13 protein-coding genes are annotated in these 19,689 nt (G+C 33.7%); 2 read left to right on the plus strand and 11 right to left on the minus strand.

All coding sequences use genetic code 11. The features are described 5' to 3' along the window. Window positions 1–2: 2 nt before the first annotated feature. The 6 genes from M9897_01030 to M9897_01055 form a co-directional block, all read right to left on the minus strand. Window positions 3–1,304 carry a hypothetical protein gene (locus tag M9897_01030; GenBank protein ID MCO5267463.1) on the minus strand — a complete coding sequence of 434 codons (1,302 nt, stop codon included), beginning with the start codon at window positions 1,302–1,304 and terminating at the stop codon, window positions 3–5. A 49-nt stretch (window positions 1,305–1,353) separates the two neighbouring features. After that, on the minus strand, window positions 1,354–1,692 hold the full coding sequence (locus M9897_01035) for a hypothetical protein (GenBank protein ID MCO5267464.1): 339 nt from the start codon (window positions 1,690–1,692) through the stop codon (window positions 1,354–1,356). Window positions 1,693–1,933: 241 nt separating this feature from the next. Continuing rightward, window positions 1,934–4,048: an OmpA family protein gene (locus tag M9897_01040; protein MCO5267465.1), complete on the minus strand. Its 2,115-nt coding sequence runs from the start codon at window positions 4,046–4,048 to the stop codon at window positions 1,934–1,936. A 191-nt stretch (window positions 4,049–4,239) separates the two neighbouring features. Further along, on the minus strand, window positions 4,240–5,970 hold the full coding sequence (recJ, locus tag M9897_01045) for a single-stranded-DNA-specific exonuclease RecJ (protein MCO5267466.1): 1,731 nt from the start codon (window positions 5,968–5,970) through the stop codon (window positions 4,240–4,242). A 54-nt stretch (window positions 5,971–6,024) separates the two neighbouring features. Next, window positions 6,025–6,501: a ribonuclease HI gene (gene rnhA, locus M9897_01050; GenBank protein ID MCO5267467.1), complete on the minus strand. Its 477-nt coding sequence runs from the start codon at window positions 6,499–6,501 to the stop codon at window positions 6,025–6,027. A 10-nt stretch (window positions 6,502–6,511) separates the two neighbouring features. Beyond that, window positions 6,512–7,636 (minus strand): glycosyltransferase family 4 protein, encoded by a 1,125-nt coding sequence (locus M9897_01055; protein ID MCO5267468.1) that lies wholly within the window; start codon window positions 7,634–7,636, stop codon window positions 6,512–6,514. Window positions 7,637–7,891: 255 nt separating this feature from the next. Here M9897_01055 and M9897_01060 point away from each other — a divergent pair, with 255 nt between their 5' ends. Together M9897_01060 and M9897_01065 are read left to right on the plus strand one after the other, a co-directional pair. After that, window positions 7,892–8,746, plus strand: a complete 855-nt coding sequence (locus M9897_01060) for a T9SS type A sorting domain-containing protein (GenBank protein MCO5267469.1) — start codon at window positions 7,892–7,894, stop codon at window positions 8,744–8,746. Window positions 8,747–8,939: 193 nt separating this feature from the next. Beyond that, window positions 8,940–10,415 carry an oligosaccharide flippase family protein gene (locus M9897_01065; protein ID MCO5267470.1) on the plus strand — a complete coding sequence of 492 codons (1,476 nt, stop codon included), beginning with the start codon at window positions 8,940–8,942 and terminating at the stop codon, window positions 10,413–10,415. A 12-nt stretch (window positions 10,416–10,427) separates the two neighbouring features. On the opposite strand, the gene pth is transcribed toward M9897_01065, so the two are convergent. From pth to M9897_01090, 5 genes are all read right to left on the minus strand, one after another. Further along, window positions 10,428–11,048 carry an aminoacyl-tRNA hydrolase gene (gene pth, locus M9897_01070; protein ID MCO5267471.1) on the minus strand — a complete coding sequence of 207 codons (621 nt, stop codon included), beginning with the start codon at window positions 11,046–11,048 and terminating at the stop codon, window positions 10,428–10,430. Further along, window positions 11,048–12,217: a sigma-54 dependent transcriptional regulator gene (locus M9897_01075; GenBank protein ID MCO5267472.1), complete on the minus strand. Its 1,170-nt coding sequence runs from the start codon at window positions 12,215–12,217 to the stop codon at window positions 11,048–11,050. Before M9897_01075 ends, pth begins: the two co-directional genes overlap by 1 nt. A gap of 140 nt (window positions 12,218–12,357) precedes the next feature. Then, entirely contained in the window at window positions 12,358–14,517 is a 2,160-nt protein-coding gene (locus tag M9897_01080; protein ID MCO5267473.1) for a tetratricopeptide repeat protein, read from the minus strand. A 201-nt stretch (window positions 14,518–14,718) separates the two neighbouring features. After that, window positions 14,719–17,238, minus strand: a complete 2,520-nt coding sequence (locus M9897_01085; protein MCO5267474.1) for a tetratricopeptide repeat protein — start codon at window positions 17,236–17,238, stop codon at window positions 14,719–14,721. Window positions 17,239–17,375: 137 nt separating this feature from the next. Beyond that, the gene (locus M9897_01090; GenBank protein ID MCO5267475.1) at window positions 17,376–19,631 is read right to left on the minus strand and encodes a tetratricopeptide repeat protein; all 2,256 of its coding nucleotides are present in this window, start codon (window positions 19,629–19,631) and stop codon (window positions 17,376–17,378) included. Between the last annotated feature and the right edge of the window lie 58 nt (window positions 19,632–19,689).

The raw sequence follows: 19,689 nt of genomic DNA on the forward strand, positions 1-19,689 counted from the left end.
GTTTATTCGTAAATAGATAACATCTTAGAAGTTGAAGTACAAAGACTCATGCAGAAAGTCAACTTATTTGTATAATCGATACTTGAATAATCAAAAACTATTGGATCTGGGGATAATTCTTTATGCTTGTCCACCACTTCTTTGATATAAGATTCTACAAAATCTTTTTTGAAAACCCCATTATTATCTATTAACTCAGGAGAGATTATATCCAATTCTTGAAAGAAATCTTCGTGTATTAACATCATCTCTAAATGGTAAATTTTATTGATTATATTGAGTGTGTTATAATCAAATAACAAACAGCCGAAGGTATATTCTGTGAGATATAAAGCGTGACTATGGAAATTATTATTTTGTAAATATTTGATCATATCTATTCCCCAATCTAAGCTCTCTTTGATACTTTTAAAATTCATGACATTTCCTTTATGAAAAGAATCTCGTGTACGATAGAGACATGCTTTAAATTCTTGCTCAGGAATATTTTGAATTTCATGAATTTTTTGAATCATTTGACTCATAAGAGTTGATTGTGGCTGTGTTCCATCTTGAGAATTAATCCAATATGAACTTGAAATCTCTATCAGTTTTTCTTCTAGAAATGACTTAGGTGCACATAAATAAGAAATTCTTGTAACCAGCGTTAAGAGAATATACACGTTATAATTAGCAAGATCAGGTCTATTAAAGGTATTCAGATATTGAAGTGTTTCTGTTATCCATTTTTGTGCATACTTGTATTTTAAATCTATCTCTTGTTCAGGAATTTGTAGTTTTAATGAGCTATCGGCTTCAGATACAGCATTTCCAAAATTTAAAATAAGGAAATCGTCTAATTCATCAGCTAATAATAATAATTCTCTCAAGCCATAATAGATAACATCTGGTTTAAGCATTTGCACGGTATAGCTCATAATGGCTGATAGAGTTTTATCAGTTTTTAAAGCAATACGAGAAAACAACAATCCTTGATTCCTATCTAGTAGTTTACGCATTACAATGGAACTAGCTTTCTCTAATTTAGTAATAACAGCTGATGCATAAAATCGATTTCCATCAAAGCTTCCTGTTAATTTAGCTGAACCTTGATACATTTCAAAAGAAAGTGAACCATTCTCATTTGAGATTATTTGTAAGTTACCTTCGTTTTCATCCTTTAAATAAAAAAGGATATTTTCTACACCTTGGAAATAATTCTGTGCATCAAAATCCTCCCACGCTTGATTATACGCTTCAAGTTGTTTTCTGTTCTTGTTGTTGTCACAATATGCACCAAATTTTAGGGCTGACACATCACTCATTATCATATATTTATAACAAATTAATTGGATTTATACTTTTATTCGCTCCCTAATAATCATCATCATCTTCTAAAGCTGCTTCATCTATCTCTCGTATAAGTTCGTCATCTTTATCGAATAATTTTTTGGTTTCCATTTCTTTAATTTCTTCCTCAGTAAAGAAGGGATTATCAGGATTTAGTTCGCTTATTGTGCCATCTTGATATAATTTTAATGTAATATATCTCCCTACTATAAAAATTACTGTAAGAACTAAGGAGAATAGAAAAGCATAGTCTTGAAATATTCTCACATCAGTAAAAAATCTAAATAAAAGATAAAGTACAATAAACAATACGAAACCAATCCCAATGTTCTTAATTAATGGTTTTTTAAAGAATTCATTCATAAGCAATTATTTTTTTGTAAAGGTAGGGGATGTATAGTATTACACAATCCCCAAAAAAGGGGAGAGCCTTGCTCATAATCTAAGCTTGATTATTGAAATTATGTGTAAAAAGAACTTAGGTTAAAATGATTGAATGAGATTTCTCATTCTGATATTCGTGTTACAAAATTACCTATCCCAATAAGGGATATAAATAAAAAAGGGACTATTTCTAGTCCCTTTTCAATTCTATTTATAAGATTTATTTATTCTCAGTTTTCTCAGTTGGAGTCTCATTTGATTGACCTGGCTTATAATCCATTCTCACTACATCTGCTTCCGTTCTACGGTTAAACTGGTGGAGTTTCTCAAATAATTCCTTATCTGATTTTTGGAATTTATTAATATAAGCTTCAGTTAATTTAATTGGTTCATAGTCACCTACTGGTTTCTTAGCATAATAAACCCCATCTTTTAAATAAACTGTACGAGGAGCATTCTCACCCATACCAACAGCAACTAATCTATTTGGATCAACACCTTTTTCTTTCACTAAGTAATCTACACAAGACTGAGCTCTTCGTTTTGCAAGATCTTCGTTAGATTTAGCAGAACCACGAGAGTCTGTGTGAGAAAGTAGCTTCAACACCATTCCAGGATACTCGTTTAATAGTTCAACTACATAATTTAAAGAGTCTTTAGAATTAATAACTCCGTCGATTACTTGTAGTACTGCTGAACCTAAATCGTAACGAACCTCTGGAAGAACGATTGGAGTTTTTGGAAGTAAACTCATCTCTAAGATAAAGTTTTGGTCGTATTCCAATCCTTTGGTAGAAAAAGATTCTACGTTATCACTTTCGTGGAATCCTTCTTTAGGTAATACTTTTACAGTATATTCAGATTCTTCATTGATAAATCTATCTCCATCTGGTTTTTTGTCCCAGAAAATAACTCCATCTTTATTAGTAACTCCAGTAAATTTACCACCACCAACGGTAGTCACCTCTACTGTTGCTCCAGCAATTTTAGTATCTTCTCCTACTTCGGAAACGATTACTTTTAAATCAAATAAGTTTGGAGGTAATTTATAAGACCATATATCAGGAAGGTTATTATTTCCTTTTGAACCAGTTCTGTTAGATGTAAAGAAACCATTTTTAGAATCAATTTCTGTCAAATGATAATCATCAGCATCTGAGTTAAGCGGTGTTCCTAAGTTCTTAACATCTGTAAATTTCTTTGGATCATCCGTTTTTGTTGCACGATACAAATCTAAACCACCTAATCCTTGGCGACCATTTGAAGAGAATAGTAAATCTCCATTTAATGCATACGTTGGGAATAACTCATCGCCTGGGGTGTTAATCTCTGCACCTAAGTTAACTGGAGCACTCCATGATTTACCTCTTTTATCATATTGAGTAAACCAAAGATCTTTTCCACCAAAACCACCTGGTAAATCAGAAGCAAAAATTAAGGTTGTACCATCTTCGTTTGGAAGTGGATGACCTACACTAATAGTATCACTTGATGCCAACATAATTCTTTCAGGCATAGAAAATTTTTGTCCTTTTTTCTCTGCCGTCCAAATTTGGCAACCTAAATCTTTTTTCTTAATGGTTGGACATCTTGTGAAATATACATTTCTAAATCTTCCATCAAATACGAGTGTACCTTCACTCCAATTTGTGTTTAAGCTATCCATTTCAAATAACTTAGGAGCTTGCCAATTACCACTTCTGTCTTTTTCTACTTCCCAAATATTGAAGAAACCTTCGCCAGTAATTGGATCTTTCCCATTTGTTGTTGGAGCTGGTCGAGTAGAACCAAAAACAATAGCATCACCTCTACGACTTGCAATAGCTGGTGCCATGTCCATACCAACATCATTAATTTTTGTTTCAGATTGAACAGTATAACGAGTTCTGTTTTCCTTCATTACTACTGCTTTTTGAAGAGCTGCTAATGCATTCTTTGCTTGCTCATCTCCAGGCACCAATTTCAAGAAACTCTCATAATTTTCTTTTGCCTTATCATATTTTGCCTGCTGTTTATATTGTTCAGCTAATCTAAAATATACATACGGATTCTTGTCAGCATACTTTAAATCAATTGCTCTTTGATACCACTCAATCGCTTTATCTATATTAAAGGCTCTATCATAAGAATACCCAGCCTCATACGCTAGTTTTGATTTCAAGGCTAATGCTTTATCATTCTTTGGAGAAGTCTTATTGTATGCTGCTACTGCGAGTTCTGCAGCTTCAAAATATTTTCCACTCTCATAAGATGCTTCTGCTTTTGCAACAGAAGATGACTGTGCAAAAGTCAAAGTTGTAAAAAGAAGAGATACTAATAGTAATTTACCTTTCATTATAAGTATTTTTTAAAGTTAGTATAAATGGTAAAGTGCTTATAATCAATGATTAATGTGATTTATTAAGCATAGTTTACACATTTAGCACGTAAAAATAGACTTTTTTTTATTAATCGATACATTTTTGATAAAAATGTTTTGATTTTCATTGTATTAAAAATAATTATAAAACCTCATAATCAAAAAATTTATAATAATGGGCGTATATCTTTAACCATTAACTGAGGAGTAGATTTTCCTCTAAATTGATTTTCTTCCAACGTAAAAACCATATCAAATGGGGTGTCCCGAATAGCTTCGTATATGGATGAATTATTAAAAAATATAGCATCTATGGGCTTTTGAAAATCAGGTTGAAAGACCTCCATTTTTAAATGTTCATCTTTCAATATTTTGATATTTCGGGCATATACATTTTTGGCTAAGAATAGCGGACGCATATTGTCGGGCCCATAGGGTTCAAACTGACTTAAAACTCGCATTAATCGAGGGATTTGGGTTACAGATTCGCCCATTGTGAATAGCTCATTAAATTTTAACTCTCGTTCGATGAGTTGCTCTTCAATCAAATCATCATCACCCACTATTTTGGATACTTCTTGTTCGAATTTTTCCAGAAAATGGGGTAAATTTTTGGCTGTGAGTGTTAGTCCTGCTGCATGAAAGTGACCTCCAAATTGCTCCAGGGTTTCTTTACATTTATCGAGCACTTCATAAATATTAATTTCATCAATACTTCGTGCAGAACCTGTCCAAAAGTTTCCATCTTCTGATTGAGTTAACACAATGGTCGGACGGTAATAATTTTCAATGAGGCGAGAGGCTACAATTCCGATTACTCCTTTGTGCCAATCTTCTTTGTAAACAACGGTTGTTACTTTATTATCAAAATCTTTTTGTTCCTTAATAATTTCAAGAGCTTCTTGCGTTGTGACTTTATCTAAACTACGACGTTCATCATTTAAATCCTGAATTTTTTGGGCGATATCTTTGATTTTTTCTTCATCATTGGATGAAAGCAATTCTACAACACTTTTTGCGTCTTCCAGTCGTCCTGCTGCATTGATTCGTGGCGCAATTGTAAAAACCACATCTGTCAACGTCAAAGGCTTTTCTTTTTTAGCCAATTTTAACATCCAATCTATGCTCAAACGAGTGTTTTGATTGAGTGTTTTCAGTCCATGTTGAGCTAACAATCTATTTTCACCTGTCACAGGCACAATATCAGCACCTATACTGATTGCTAATAAATCGAGATAGGAAAATAACTCTTTCATATCCCATTTATTCTCCATGCTCAAGGCTTGTAATAACTTAAATCCGACACCACAACCAGAGAGTTCTTTATAGGGATATTCGCAATTTTTTTGCTTTGGATCCAGTACAATAGCAGCTGGTAAAACTTCTCCGGGTGTATGGTGGTCACACACAATCATATCTATACCAAGAGATTTGGCTAAATCTGCTTGTTCGTTGGCTTTTATCCCACAGTCAAGCGTAATAATCAGAGAAAAACCATTGTCTTTTGCAAAATGAATACCTTGCTCACTTACGCCATATCCTTCTTTGTATCTATCTGGAATATAATAATCAAGGTTTGAAGTATGTTTGGAAAGAAAGCTATACATCATCGTCACAGCAGTAGTGCCATCTACGTCATAATCACCATAAATCAGGATTTTCTCCTTATTGAGAAGTGCTTTATTTACGCGTTGAACTGCTTCTTTCATGTGGAGCATTAAGAAAGGATCGTGCAATTCTTGAAGTGTACCTCGGAAGAAAACACGCATATTTTCATAATCAGTTATACCACGTTGTATGAGTAAATAAGCGATTACTTCTTCTAATTTTAATTCATTTTTAAGTTTCTGAACCTGCTGTAAATCAGGTGCTTCTTTGATAAGCCATTTCTTTTTCATAGGGATGATTTTAATTTAGGTTTGACTTAAGTTATGAAAATAATTGATATCATCCTACTCAAAAAGTGAATTTTCTGCGTCATTTTCTTCAAATCCTTTATCTATCAATAGGGTTGACTGCTCTGCTGCTTGAACCGCTAATTGGTCACAACGCTCGTTTTCAGGATGGCCTGCATGACCTTTTACCCATACAAAAGTGGGATTATATAATTGATGTAATTTTAGATAGCGCTGCCATAAATCGGGATTCTTTTTACCCTTAAATCCTTTTTTTTGCCAACCAAAAACCCATCCTTGTTGTACAGCATCAACTACATATTTGGAATCGGAATAAACTGTAACTTTATATTTATCGGTCTTGAGATTTTCAAGTGCTACGATAACAGCTAATAATTCCATTCGGTTATTAGTCGTTTTGCGGAAACCTTCCGATAATTCTTTTTCTTTTCCCTTAAAACGTAAGATGGCACCGTAACCTCCAGGTCCCGGGTTACCTTTGGATGCTCCGTCTGTAAAAATCTCTACCCCCATAGCAACAAAACTAATCCTTTTTAGGTAAAATCCGTACGATTCCTTTCCATAATTCTTCAGCGGTTCTATCCCACGTAAATTGTGTTGCACGGTCAAGTCCTTTAGCAGTTAAAGTCTTCTGTAATTCTTTATCCGATACTAATTTCTCTAATTGAGTCTGAATATTATCAACAGAAAAAGGATCGCAATAGAGTACCGCGTCTCCACCAATTTCAGGGAGAGATGTCAAATTTCCAGCTAAGACAGGTGTTCCTGCCCGCATGGCTTCCACTAATGGAATTCCAAATCCTTCAAAATAACTGATAAAGGCTAAACATTCTGCACTGCCGACAATACTTGCAAGCTCTTCCAAGGACAAATGTCCGGTGAAATGAATATATTGTTTGTCTGCTTCACTTACTTGAATAGCCTGACTCTTCCACATAGGTTCTCCGACAAGCAATAAATGAAAAGGAAAATCTGGATTCTTTTTTAGCTTTTTATATGCTTCAATGAGTCGCCCAACATTTTTGCGTTTGTGAATAGCACCCACAAACACAATAAAGGGTTTCCCTGCAGTGAATTTATCACGAACAGTTTGTTTTTCTGTTTCTTCAATGGGTTTAAAAACAGGTGAAGCTCCGTTGTGGGTAACACTTATCTTATCAGCAGGAATTTTGTAGGTCTGTATCAAATCATCTTTAGAAAATTGAGAAACCGTGCAAATATGCGTTGCTTTTTGAGCAAATAAGGGGAAACGTTTTCTTAAAAATTTAAGGAGATATGGCGGTAAATCTTCTGGATGGTGTTCAAAATTGAGGTCGTGGATAACCGCTAATTGTGGCATATCTGAAGTTAAGGACAGGTATCCATCGGGCGACACAAAAGCATCGCATTTATACTTCTTAAGTGCTTTTTTAACTGAAAAATCAAACCAGATTACTTGTAAAATAGGATGTCTCGCCTGTGGGGCTAATACCACCGGGGTAATATTTTCTGAAAAGAGAAATTTTGTATCGTAGGCTCTATCAAAAAAGAAAATAAATTCGTGTTCCGGATGATTTTTGGTAATTCGAGAAAGGGTTTCATAGCTGTACCAACCAAAACCCTCCATCTTTTTGGTCAGTAAAAATCGTGCATTAACTCCAATTCTCATGATGATGCAAAGATAGGATTTAACTGATTAACCGCAAGTTTAAGCGCAAAGATCGCTAAGGTTGGCGCAAAGATCACAAAGTTCTGCCCCCTTCGCGGCTAATTCGTTCTCTACAAAAAAAACTTTGTGCCCTCTGCGAGAAAAACTTTGCGCTCTTTACGGTTAATTGATTTAGACCCAAGAATCTCAAAGTATATTCCATTATTTGAACATATTATCGTATATTTACAAGAGATAACCTTAAACAGAACTATGATGAAACACGTATATCTTTTATTGTTTATGCTGATAGGGGCAAACAGTTTCTCCCAAATCCCTGAATTTGAATTCCAGCTGTATTTTGAAGATGCGGCAGGGAATAAGGATACTATTACTTTAGGTTATGACCCAAGTGCTTTAGAAACAATTAATCCTCAGTTTGGTGAAGTAAATATTAAAACTACTCCAATAGATACAGCTTCCTTAGATGTACGCGCCACGGAGGGATTAATTTCGCCTGGGGATGACCAATTTAATTTCAAAAAAAGAATAATACCTTATGATTGTGCTGTGGAAAAGCTTGGATCCCCAATCCCTATACAAATATTTACAAACCACTGGCCTGTTAATATTAGCTGGAATAAGGGAACAGAATTTTGGGATACTTGTAGGCAGTCATCTATTTTTACAAGTTACCATCCTGGTGGATGGTGGGACGTTGGTGCTCCAAGCCATTTAAAACTTTATATGAATAATATTACTAATCAACCAATCACGTTCTATGATAACTCTTTTGTACCTGATTACGGCTATATAGACGAAGAGGGAAATAAGATTACTATGTTTTGGTTTGCTTTTGTGAAGGATTTTTCACAATTTGTAGGCTCATTATCCTCTTTCAATCCTGAAGGAAATAAGATAGGTCCTTACCCAAATCCTTTTGAAAATTCTTTTAACTTACCAGAAGATATTTCCCCCTCTAAAATACAAATTAGAGATATAAGAGGAAGTAAGATTGAATTTGAACAAAAAGGAAACTCAATTAATCTAATCAATTGTAATCCTGGTATTTATTTTTTATCCTTTATAGCAAATAAACAGCTGTACAATTTTAAAATCATTAAACAATAAAAAAGAATCAGTCATTCTATTCTTTGAAATTTCAGCTGTATAATCACTAAGGTTAGCGCAAAGATCACAAAGCTTTGCAACCTTCGCGAGAAAAATTTTGTTCTCTTTACGGTTAATTCTTAAATTCAAGTTTACAAAGAAACTATTTTATAACTTTGTAATATAAATTAGGATAGTATCGTATTTGAAAAACATGAGTAATCCCATTCAAAAATTAGCTGGTCAGACTGCCATTTATGGTTTGTCTAGCATTGTAGGGCGACTCTTAAATTATCTTTTAGTACCCCTTTACGTAGTAGTTTTTCTGCATACTTCTGATTATGGAGTGGTATCCGAATTATACGCATGGGTGGCATTTTTGATGGTGTTACTCACTTTTGGAATGGAAACAGCATTTTTTAAGTTTCTTTCAGATAAGCCTGAAGATAAAGAACGCATCTTCCGAAATTCTATGTTAATCATACTCTCGGTTAATCTTGTTTTTATTGTTCTCATAGCTGTTTTTTATCAAGCTATTGCAAATAAGATGCTTTATCCGGATAACCCGGAATATATTTTATTATTAGCAGGGGTGGTGGTTGTAGATGCGATAACTGCTATTCCGTTGGCAAAACTAAGAGCAGAAGAAAGAGCCTTAAAATTTGCAGGAGTTCAGTTAACAGGTATAGGAATAAATATCGCCTTGAATCTTATTTTAATGTTGTTGGTGTTTCAACCACTTACCCAACCAGCAGCAGTAGGTGTACGCTTTATTTTAATCGCTAATTTGATTGCTTCGTTTAGTAAAACTATCCTATTATATAAAGACTTTTTTCAGCTTAGATGGAAGTGGGATGGGCAACTCATCAAAAGGATGGTTAAATACAGCTTCCCTTTAGCTTTAGCTGGTTTTGCTTACATCGTAAATGAAACTGTAGATAGGATTATGCTGAAATATTTGAGTTACCACAGTTCCTTAGAAGGAATGTCGGCTAGCGAAGCGCTTACATTTGCAGAATCCCAAGTCGGTATCTATAGTGCCAGTTATAAATTAGCTATGATTATCACTATTTTCTTACAAGCATTTCGCTATGCTGCAGAACCTTTCTTTTTTGCACATGCTAAAAAAGAGAATAGAAATGATATCTATGTAAAGGTGATGAATTACCTAGTGGGAGTCCTGTTCTTCAGTTTCTTAGTAGTCACTTTAAACATCGATATTTTTAAATACTTTATTCCTAATCAAGCTTATTGGGAGGGATTAAAAGTGGTTCCGATATTACTTTTAGCTAATGTTTGGTCTGGTATATATATCAACCAAAGTATTTGGTATAAGTTAAGTGGTCAAACTAAATATGGAGCATATATCGCATTGGGTGGCGCAACGATTACCATTACGCTGAATTTCATATTCATTCCTATTTATGGTTACATGGCGTGTGCATGGGCTACTTTTATTGTTTATTTTGGTCAGATGCTGGTATCTTATCTCTTAGGAAGTAAGCTCTACCCCATACCATATAATATCCCTAAGTTCATATTATACAGCATGATAGCTGTTGTTATCTATTTTGTTTATATAAATATAGAAGTAAATCCGGGTATTTTCCCCTTCTTGATTAGAAACCTCATCATTCTAGCTTTTGGTGGTTTTATATTTTGGAATGAGAGAAAGCAAAAAGTGAATTAACTTTTAGCTCATCTATTTATTATTCCATGCTGACATAGTACGGTTAAGCCCTATTGTTGAAAAGCTCTTTATGATATCAACTGCAACTTTAATTCGATCATCCATCTGCTTGATTTCCTGTTCGTTCCATTCACCCAACACATAATCAACTTGGTGCCCTTTACTGAATTCATTACCGACACCAAAACGTAGTCGTGCATAATTTTGAGAATTGAGTTTCTCTTGAATATCTTTCAATCCGTTATGGCCCCCATCACTTCCCTTCCCACGTAATCTGAGCTTTCCAAAAGGTAGGGCTAAATCATCTACAACGACTAGTATATTCTCGATATCAATCTTTTCAGATTGCATATAATAATTTACCGCCTTTCCACTCAGATTCATATAGGTATTGGGTTTAAGAAGAATCATTGTTCTTCCTTTCCATTTGACAGTAGCTACATCTCCTAATTTAGCGGTGTCGAAGGTGGCATCCTTTTCTTTTGCTATTGCTTCTACTACTTTAAAACCAATATTATGGCGGGTGTTTTCGTATTTCTCACCAGGATTTCCGAGGCCGACGATTAAGTATTTCATATCTGTGGGTACGTCTTGTGTTAAAGAAGTTTTTCTAAACCAAGAAAACAACTTCATTACTTTCGAGGGTTTGAGAATGTATTCACATCAAAGCCTGTAATTTTTTCATCACAAAGAATCACCATACGTTCGATAATATTACGTAATTCACGGATATTACCAGTCCAGTCGGTATTCTTTAAGGCTTCTAAAGCATCATCTGTAAATTTCTTACGAGGAATACCATGTTCAGCACATACCATAGTCATAAAATGTTCTGCCAACAATGGAATATCATTTTTTCTGTCGTTCAAAGATGGAACATGAATGAGAATAACACTCAAACGGTGATATAAATCTTCTCTAAAGTTACCTTTATCAATTTCTTGACGTAAATTTTTATTCGTTGCAGCGATGACACGTGGATTTACCTTAATATTACTCTCACCGCCTACACGTTGAATAATATTTTCTTGTAGAGCACGCAAAACTTTTGCTTGAGCGGATAAGCTCATATCTCCAATTTCATCTAAGAAAAGCGTTCCTTTTGTGGCTAACTCAAATTTTCCTTTACGTTGTTTTACAGCTGAAGTAAAAGCCCCTTTCTCATGTCCAAATAATTCACTTTCAATTAATTCAGCAGGAATAGCAGCACAATTCACTTCAATAAATGCTTCTTCTTTTCTCGGGCTATTGTCATGTAAAGACCTAGCCACTAATTCTTTACCCGTTCCATTTTGACCTGTAACCAATACGCGGGCTTCACTAGGTCCCACTTTTTCTATCATCTCTTTGATGCGATTGATTTCATCAGACTCTCCTATAATGGAAGATCCTTTAAAACGTTGAACTGTTTTCTTTAGGATTTTAGTTTCTTCCACTAAATTACTTTTCTCACCGGCATTACGAACAGTTACTAAAATTCTATTCAGATCTAAAGGCTTTTCAATAAAATCAAAAGCTCCTTTCTTGATTGCTTCTACTGCTGTATCTATTGTTCCATGGCCAGATATCATAATCACTGGACTACCTACTTTCTCTTTTTGCAAAGCTGTAAGTAATTCCATCCCATCCATTTTAGGCATCTTGATATCACTAAAGATAATGTCATAGAATTGGGCAGTTGCTTTTTCGAGCCCCTCTTTTCCGTCTTCAGCCTCATCTACCTCAAATTCTTCAAATTCAAGAATTTCTCGTAAAGCTTTACGAATACTCTTTTCATCATCGACGATTAAAATTTTGCTCATGAAATTAAATTTTAGAAAGCTCAAAAATAAGAAAGAAAAATGAGATTAAGAATTTACTAAAGAAGCTTTTATAGTGGAGTACCGATAGCTATCGGTATGAAAATTGAAAGTTGAGAGTGATAACTTTCAATTTTAACTAACTAAATCCTCACTCCAATCACGCACACATCATCTACCTGCTCATGGTCCATCTTCCACTCTTCAAAAGCTGTATCAATAGCCTCACGTTGATTATCCATGGGCTGGTTTTGAAGAGAGAAAATTAATTCTCGCATGTTCTTTGCCTTGAATTTTTTCCCTTTTTCTCCTCCAAATTGGTCTTGGTACCCATCGGTAAAGATGTAAATAGAATCTCCTTTTTCAAGTTGGATGGTATGTGTATCAAATGGCTCTGGGGCTACATATTTTCCAATTGGTTGTTTATTTGCTTTGATTTCCTCTACTTCTGTATCTCCCTTTTTAATTACCCAAAGTGGGTTATTAGCACCTGACCAAGTTAAGGTATTCGTTTTTAGATTTAGACCACAAAGAGAGATATCCATTCCATCTTTTACTTCATCTTCACTCTTTTCAAATTCTTCGATGACAAGTTCTCTGGTTTTGTCTAGAATTTTTCCTGGCTCGTGAAGGTCGTACTCTCGTACACTACGGTTGAGGGCATGATTACACACAACACTTACCATTGCTCCTGGAACTCCATGACCTGTGCAATCGGCAGCAGCAAACAAGAGAGTGTCTCCTTTCTGCTCCATCCAGTAAAAATCTCCTGCTACAATGTCTTTTGGTTTATAAAGAATAAAAGATGTGGGCAAGTATTCTTTTACAAGTTTTTGAGGAGGTAATATTGCTGATTGAATACGTTTGGCATAGGTGATGGAATCTAGTATTTCTCTGTTTTTTTCAGCTAACTCATCGTGGGCTTTTTCTACCTTGTCTTTTTGTTGTTCTACTTCCTTTTTTTGTTGACTAATGATATCGTTTGCTTTTTTCTTATTACGATAATTGCGATAAACAACTACTGTTAGTGCAAGCATCAATATAAATCCTCCAATAAAACCATTACGCTGCATTCTTTGCTTAGCCAGTTCTTCTTTGGCTAGGGCATCTTTCTTTTCTTGTTCTGCTTGTTGAAGGGCTTCTTTCTTATCAAACTCAAATTGCATTTCTTTTTGTACTGCTGCTTTTTGATTCTCTTCACTAAATACGCTATCACGATACATAATGTGTTTTTGATAAGCTTCAAACGCACCCTTGTAATTACCGGTAAGATAATATACCGATGTTTGATATTGATAAAAATTCTTTAAATGATATATTATTCCCAATTCTTCTCCTAAATCTATGGCTTGTTGAATATATTGACCTGCTTCTTTATATTTGTGTTGTCGGATATAAACTTTTCCGATATTTCCTAAACTAATCGCTTGACTACTTTTATTCCCAGTCTCTTCATTTATTTTTAAGGATTTAAAATAGTATTTCGAAGCTTCGGAATAATTCTTCTGATTTTCATAAATAGCGCCAATATTTCCAAGATTAATCGCTTGAGTATATTTATCCCCAATCTCTTCAGTAATTTCTAATGCTTTAAGATAATTGTCTAATGCATTGGAGTTGTCTCCTTGTTTTTTATAAATAACTCCTATATTTCCCAAAATAGCAGCTTGATACTGTTTGTTGCCAATCTCTTCATTTATTTTCAAAGCTTTAAAATAATATTCTAATGCTTTGGAGTCATCATCTTGATTGGAATAAACAAGTCCAATATTTGAAAGATTAACGGCTTGATACTGTTTATTTCCTAATTCTTCATTTATTTTTAATGCTTTAAAATAATTGTCTAGTGCTTTGGAGTAATCTCCTTTATTGTGATAAACAGTTCCGATATTTATAATGGTTGCTGCTTGTAATTGTTTAACTTTTTCTTTTTTTCTTTCTTTACCATCTTCTACTTCTACAATAGTCAGCACTTGATTATAATATTGAATTGCTTTTTCAGAATTACCTTTTATATAAAAACACCAGCCTTGATTTCTAATACTTTCCCCCTCTTTTAGCTTATCGTTTTGTTGTTTTGCATATACAATGCTTTTATCTAAATAATAAATAGCTGTGTCAGGATTGGAATTTTGAAAAATTTTCCCTAATTGATAATAGATATTATACAAATTAGTATCTGCAGCAACTCCAGTCTTTTTTTGCCATTTATTTATTTCTTTAAATAAAGAATCGACCTTATCTTGAGAAAATAATGGGGTAAACCCGAAAAGGAAAATAAAAAATGAGATGTATTTTTTCATCGGGTTTTAAATTAAAATTCAATCGTAAGTTTTAAGGGTATAAATATAGGAAAAAAGTGGAAAGTGGAAAGTGGAAAGTTGTTTCTCGCTGCGTTTGAGATTGAAAGTTGGAAAGTTGCTTCTCACTGCGTTCGAAGCTTAAAGTTGAAAGTACCTTACTTTTAACTTTCATACCGATAGCTATCGGTATTCAACTTCCAACTAAACCCTCACTCCAATCACACACACATCATCCACCTGCTCATGGTTTTGTTTCCATTCTTCAAAAGCTGTATCAATAGCCTCTCGCTGATGATCCATGGGTTGATTTTGAATAGAAAGAACTAATTCTCGCATGTTCTTTGCCTTGAATTTTTTCCCTTTTTCTCCTCCGAATTGGTCTTGGTAGCCATCGGTAAAGATGTAAAGAGAATCTCCTTTTTCAAGTTGGATGGTATGTGTATCAAATGGCTCTGGGGCTACATATTTTCCAATTGGTTGTTTATTTGCTTTTATTTCTTCTACTTCAGTATCTCCCTTTTTAATTACCCAAAGTGGGTTATTAGCTCCTGACCAAGTTAAGGTATTCGTTTTTAGATTAAGTCCACAAAGAGAAATATCCATTCCGTCTTTTACGCCTTCCTCACTCTTTTCAAATTCTTCGATTACAAGTTCTCTAGTTTTATCTAAAATCTTTCCAGGTTCTGAAAGGTTGTACTCTCGTACACTTCGGTTTAGCGCATGATTACACACCACACTTACCATTGCTCCCGGAACTCCATGACCTGTACAATCTGCTGCGGCAAATAGAAGTAAATCTCCTTTCTGCTCCATCCAGTAAAAGTCTCCTGCTACAATGTCTTTGGGTTTGTAGAGAATAAAGGATGTAGGCAAGTATTCTTTTACAAGTTTTGTTGGAGGGAGAATGGCGGACTGGATACGTTTTGCGTAGGTGATAGAATCTAGTATTTCTCTGTTTTTTTCAGCTAACTCATCGTGGGCTTTTTCTACTTTGTCCTTTTGTTGTTCAACTTCCTTTTTTTGTTGACTAATGATCTCGTTTGCTTTTTTCTTATTGCGGTAGTTACGGTATACAACTCCTGTTAGTGCAAGCATTAATATAAATCCTCCAATAAAGCCATTACGCTGCAATCTTTGCTTAGCCAGTTCTTCTTTAGCTATAGCATCCTTTTTTTCTTGTTCTGCTTGTTGAAGGGCTTCTTTCTTATCAAACTCAAATTGCATTTCTTTTTGTACTGCTGCTTTTTGATTCTCTTCACTAAATACGCTATCACGATACATAATGTGTTTTTGATATGACTCCAATGCTCCTTTATAATTGCCAGTATTAAAATATAGTTCTGATTGAGAATCATAAAGATCCTTTAAAGAATTAATTATCCCTAATTCTTCTCCTATTTCTATTGCTTGTTGAATATACTGATCTGCTTCTTTATACTTTTTTTGTTTGATATAGACTTTTCCAATATATCCAAGATTAACAGCTTGATATTGTTTATCTCCAATTTCTTCAAAAATTTTTAAGCCTTTAAAATAATAGTCTAAGGATTTGGTGTAATCATCTTGTACGAAATAAAAATTTCCAATATTTGAAAGAGCACTAGCTTGTCCTTGTTTGTCTCCAATCTCTTCATTAATTTCTAAAGCTTTGACGAAATAGTCAAATGCTTGAGAAAAATATTTTTGATGGTAATAAACACTTCCTATACTCATTAAATCAAGGGCTTGGCCGTATTTGGATCCAATCTCTTCATTAATTTTTAAAGCTTTGAAATGATAATCCAAGGATTTAGAGTAATCTTCTTGATCAAAATAAACTCTTCCAATATTCCCAAGATTTATGGCTTGATTATTTTTATTTCCAATCTCTTCATTGATTTTTAAGGCTTTAAAGAAATAGTCTAAAGCTTTAGAGTAATCCCCTTGATCTACATAAACACCACCGATATTTCCATAATTAGAAGCTTGATTCCATTTATCTCCTATTTCTTCACCTATTTTTAAAGCTTTAAAATAAAAGTCTAAAGCTTTTGGAAAATCTCCCTGATTTTTATAAGTAATTCCGATATTCATAAGATTACTAGCTTGACTATTCTTATTTCCAATCTCTTCATTGATTTTTAAAGCTTTAAAATAATAGCTTAAAGCTTTGGAGTATTCGCCTAGTCTGTCATAAACAATTCCGAGATTTATACTAATAGCAGCTTGACCTCGTATATTTCCAACTTCTTCATAAAGAGCTATACCTTTAAAATAATTATCTAAAGCTTTAGAGTAATCCCCTTGATAATCGTAAACAACTCCGAGATTTCCAATAGTTCCTGCTCGTATCCTTTTAACTTTATCTTCTTTAATAGACTTATCATCTACTTTGTCTATAATAGTTAGAACTTGATTGTAATATTGGATTGCTTTGGGGTAATCTCCTTTTAGAAAAAGGCACCAACCTTGGTCTTGAATACTTTTTGCTTCTTTTAGTTCATCTTTTTGCTTTTTTGCATATACAATGCTTTTATCAAAATAGTAAATGGCTGTGTCAGGATTGGAATATTGAAAAGTTATTCCTAATTGATAATAGATATTATACAAGTTAGTATCTGCAGCAACTCCAGATTTTTTTTGCCATTTATTTAGTTCTTTGAATAAAGAATCCGCCTGATCTTGTGAAAATAAAGGGGATAGCCCAAAAAGAAAAATAAAAAATAAAATGTGTTTTTTCATTAATTTACATTAGAGAGTTAGATTTTATGGTACAAATATAGGGAAAGAATTGAAAGTGGAAAGTGGAATACTGATAGTTATCGGTATGAAAGCTTTCAGATTTTAAAATCTCGAATGGAATGAGAGATAACTTTCAACTAAATCCTCACCCCAATCACACACACATCATCCACCTGCTCATGGTTTTGTTTCCATTCTTCAAAAGCTGTATCAATGGCTTCACGCTGATTATCCATTGGCTGGTTTTGAAGAGAGAGAATTAATTCTCGCATGTTCTTTGCCTTGAATTTCTTTCCTTTTTCTCCTCCAAATTGGTCTTGGTAGCCATCGGTAAAGATATAAATTGAGTCCCCAGTCTCTAGTTGGATAGTATGTGTATCAAATGGTTCTGGAGCTACATATTTTCCAATTGGTTGTTTGTTTGCTTTTAGCTCATTTACGTCAGGAGAGTCTTTACGAACTATCCAAAGTGGATTATTAGCTCCTGACCAGGTCAACGTATTCGTTTTTAGGTTAATTCCACAAAGAGAAATATCCATTCCGTCTTTTACCCCTTCCTCACTCTTTTCAAATTCCTCAATTACAAGTTCTCTGGTTCTATCTAAAATTTCTCCTGGATTCGTGAGATTGAATTCTCGAACACTTCTATTTAAGGCATGATTACATACTACACTTACCATTGCTCCCGGCACTCCGTGTCCCGTACAATCAGCAGCAGCAAATAGGAGGATGTCTCCTTTCTGCTCCATCCAGTAAAAATCTCCAGCTACAATGTCTTTGGGTTTGTAGAGAATAAATGAATCAGGGAGATGTTTTCTTACTAATTCTTCAGGAGGTAGAATGGCAGATTGAATACGTCGTGCATAGGTGATACTATCAATAATTTCTCGATTTTTTTCTTCTACGAGATCTTTTTGATTTTCTACTTCTTCTTTCTGTCGTGATATAATTTGATTATCCTTTCTTTTATTTCGATAGCTTCTTAATGCAACTATAGCAAGTCCTAGCATCAATATAAATCCAACAATAACACTATTTCTCTGGAACACTTGTTTTTTTGATATTTCTGAAGCAATTGCATCCTTTTTATCTTGCTCTGCTTGTTGAAGGACTTCTTTTTTATCAAACTCGTATTGCATTTCTTTCTCAATAGAGGCTTTTTGATTTTCTGCACGATTTAGACTATCACGTAGTGTGATATGTTTTTTATAGAATTTTAAAGCTTCTTCATAATTATTTGTCTGTCTATATAATTCGGATTGATTAAGATAAAGATCTTTAAGATCATTGATGATACCTAACTCTTCACCTAAATGGATTGCCTGACTTAAATACTTATTTGCTTCCACATGTTTATGTTGTTTTAAATAAACTAATCCAATTCTACCTAGACTAAAAGCTATACTTCTTTTACTCTCAATCTCTTCATTTATATATAAAGCTTTAAAATAATATTCTAATGCTTTAGAATAATCATTTTGTGCATTATAGACATCTCCAATATTTAAAAAATTAGTTGCTAAATCTCTCCTATTCCCTAATTCTATAAATAAGTTTTGTGCTTTCATATAGAATATTAATGCATTTGAATAATCTTGTTGATTGTGATAAATTAGGCCAATATTTCCAAGATTAGTAGCTTGATTATCTTTATTTCCAGTCTCTTCATTAATCTTTTGCGCTTTTAGGTAATATTCTTTTGCCTTCATATAATCATCCTGTCTAAAATAAATAGATCCTATATTTGCTAAATTATTAGATTGACCTTTTTTATCTTGAATTTCTTCATAAATTTTTAAAGCTCTAAAATAATACTCTAAGGCACCTGAAAAATCTCCTTGTGTTTTATAGATTAAACCAATATTCCCATAATTTGCTGCTTGATTACGTTTATTCCCAATCTCTTCAGCAAGTTGTAATGCTTTATGATAATAATCTAAAGCTTCCGTGTAATTACCTTGCATATAATGTAGAATGCCCATATTACCTAAATTGGTTGATTTCAATAATTTTGCACGATTTTTAAGCTGGGTTGACTGTTGATGTTTTTCTGCAATACTCAAAGATTTCTGATAGTATACGAGGGATTTAGTGTTATCACTTTTGATGTAGTAACACCAACCTTGTCGATTTAAACTTTCCCCTTCTTTAAGCGCATCTTTTAAATTTTTAGCGAAAAAAATACTCTTCTGTAGGTAATAAATAGCTGTATCTGGTTCTATAGAAATGTATTCTTTTCCAAGGTTAAAATAGATATTATACAAATTACTATCTGCCTCAATTCCTACTTTTTTATCCCATCGTTTAAGTTCAGTAAGTAGTGAATCGATCTTAGTCTGTCCAAACAAAGAACAAGAAAGAATAACAAAAAATAGAAGTAGTATTCGTTTCATGGATTTTAAATCAATTTCGAAAATAAAGAAAAATTTTATACTAAGGTTCCTCAAAATG

This window comes from Brumimicrobium sp. (assembly GCA_023957385.1).
In the GTDB taxonomy this organism is placed as follows: domain Bacteria; phylum Bacteroidota; class Bacteroidia; order Flavobacteriales_D; family Crocinitomicaceae; genus Brumimicrobium.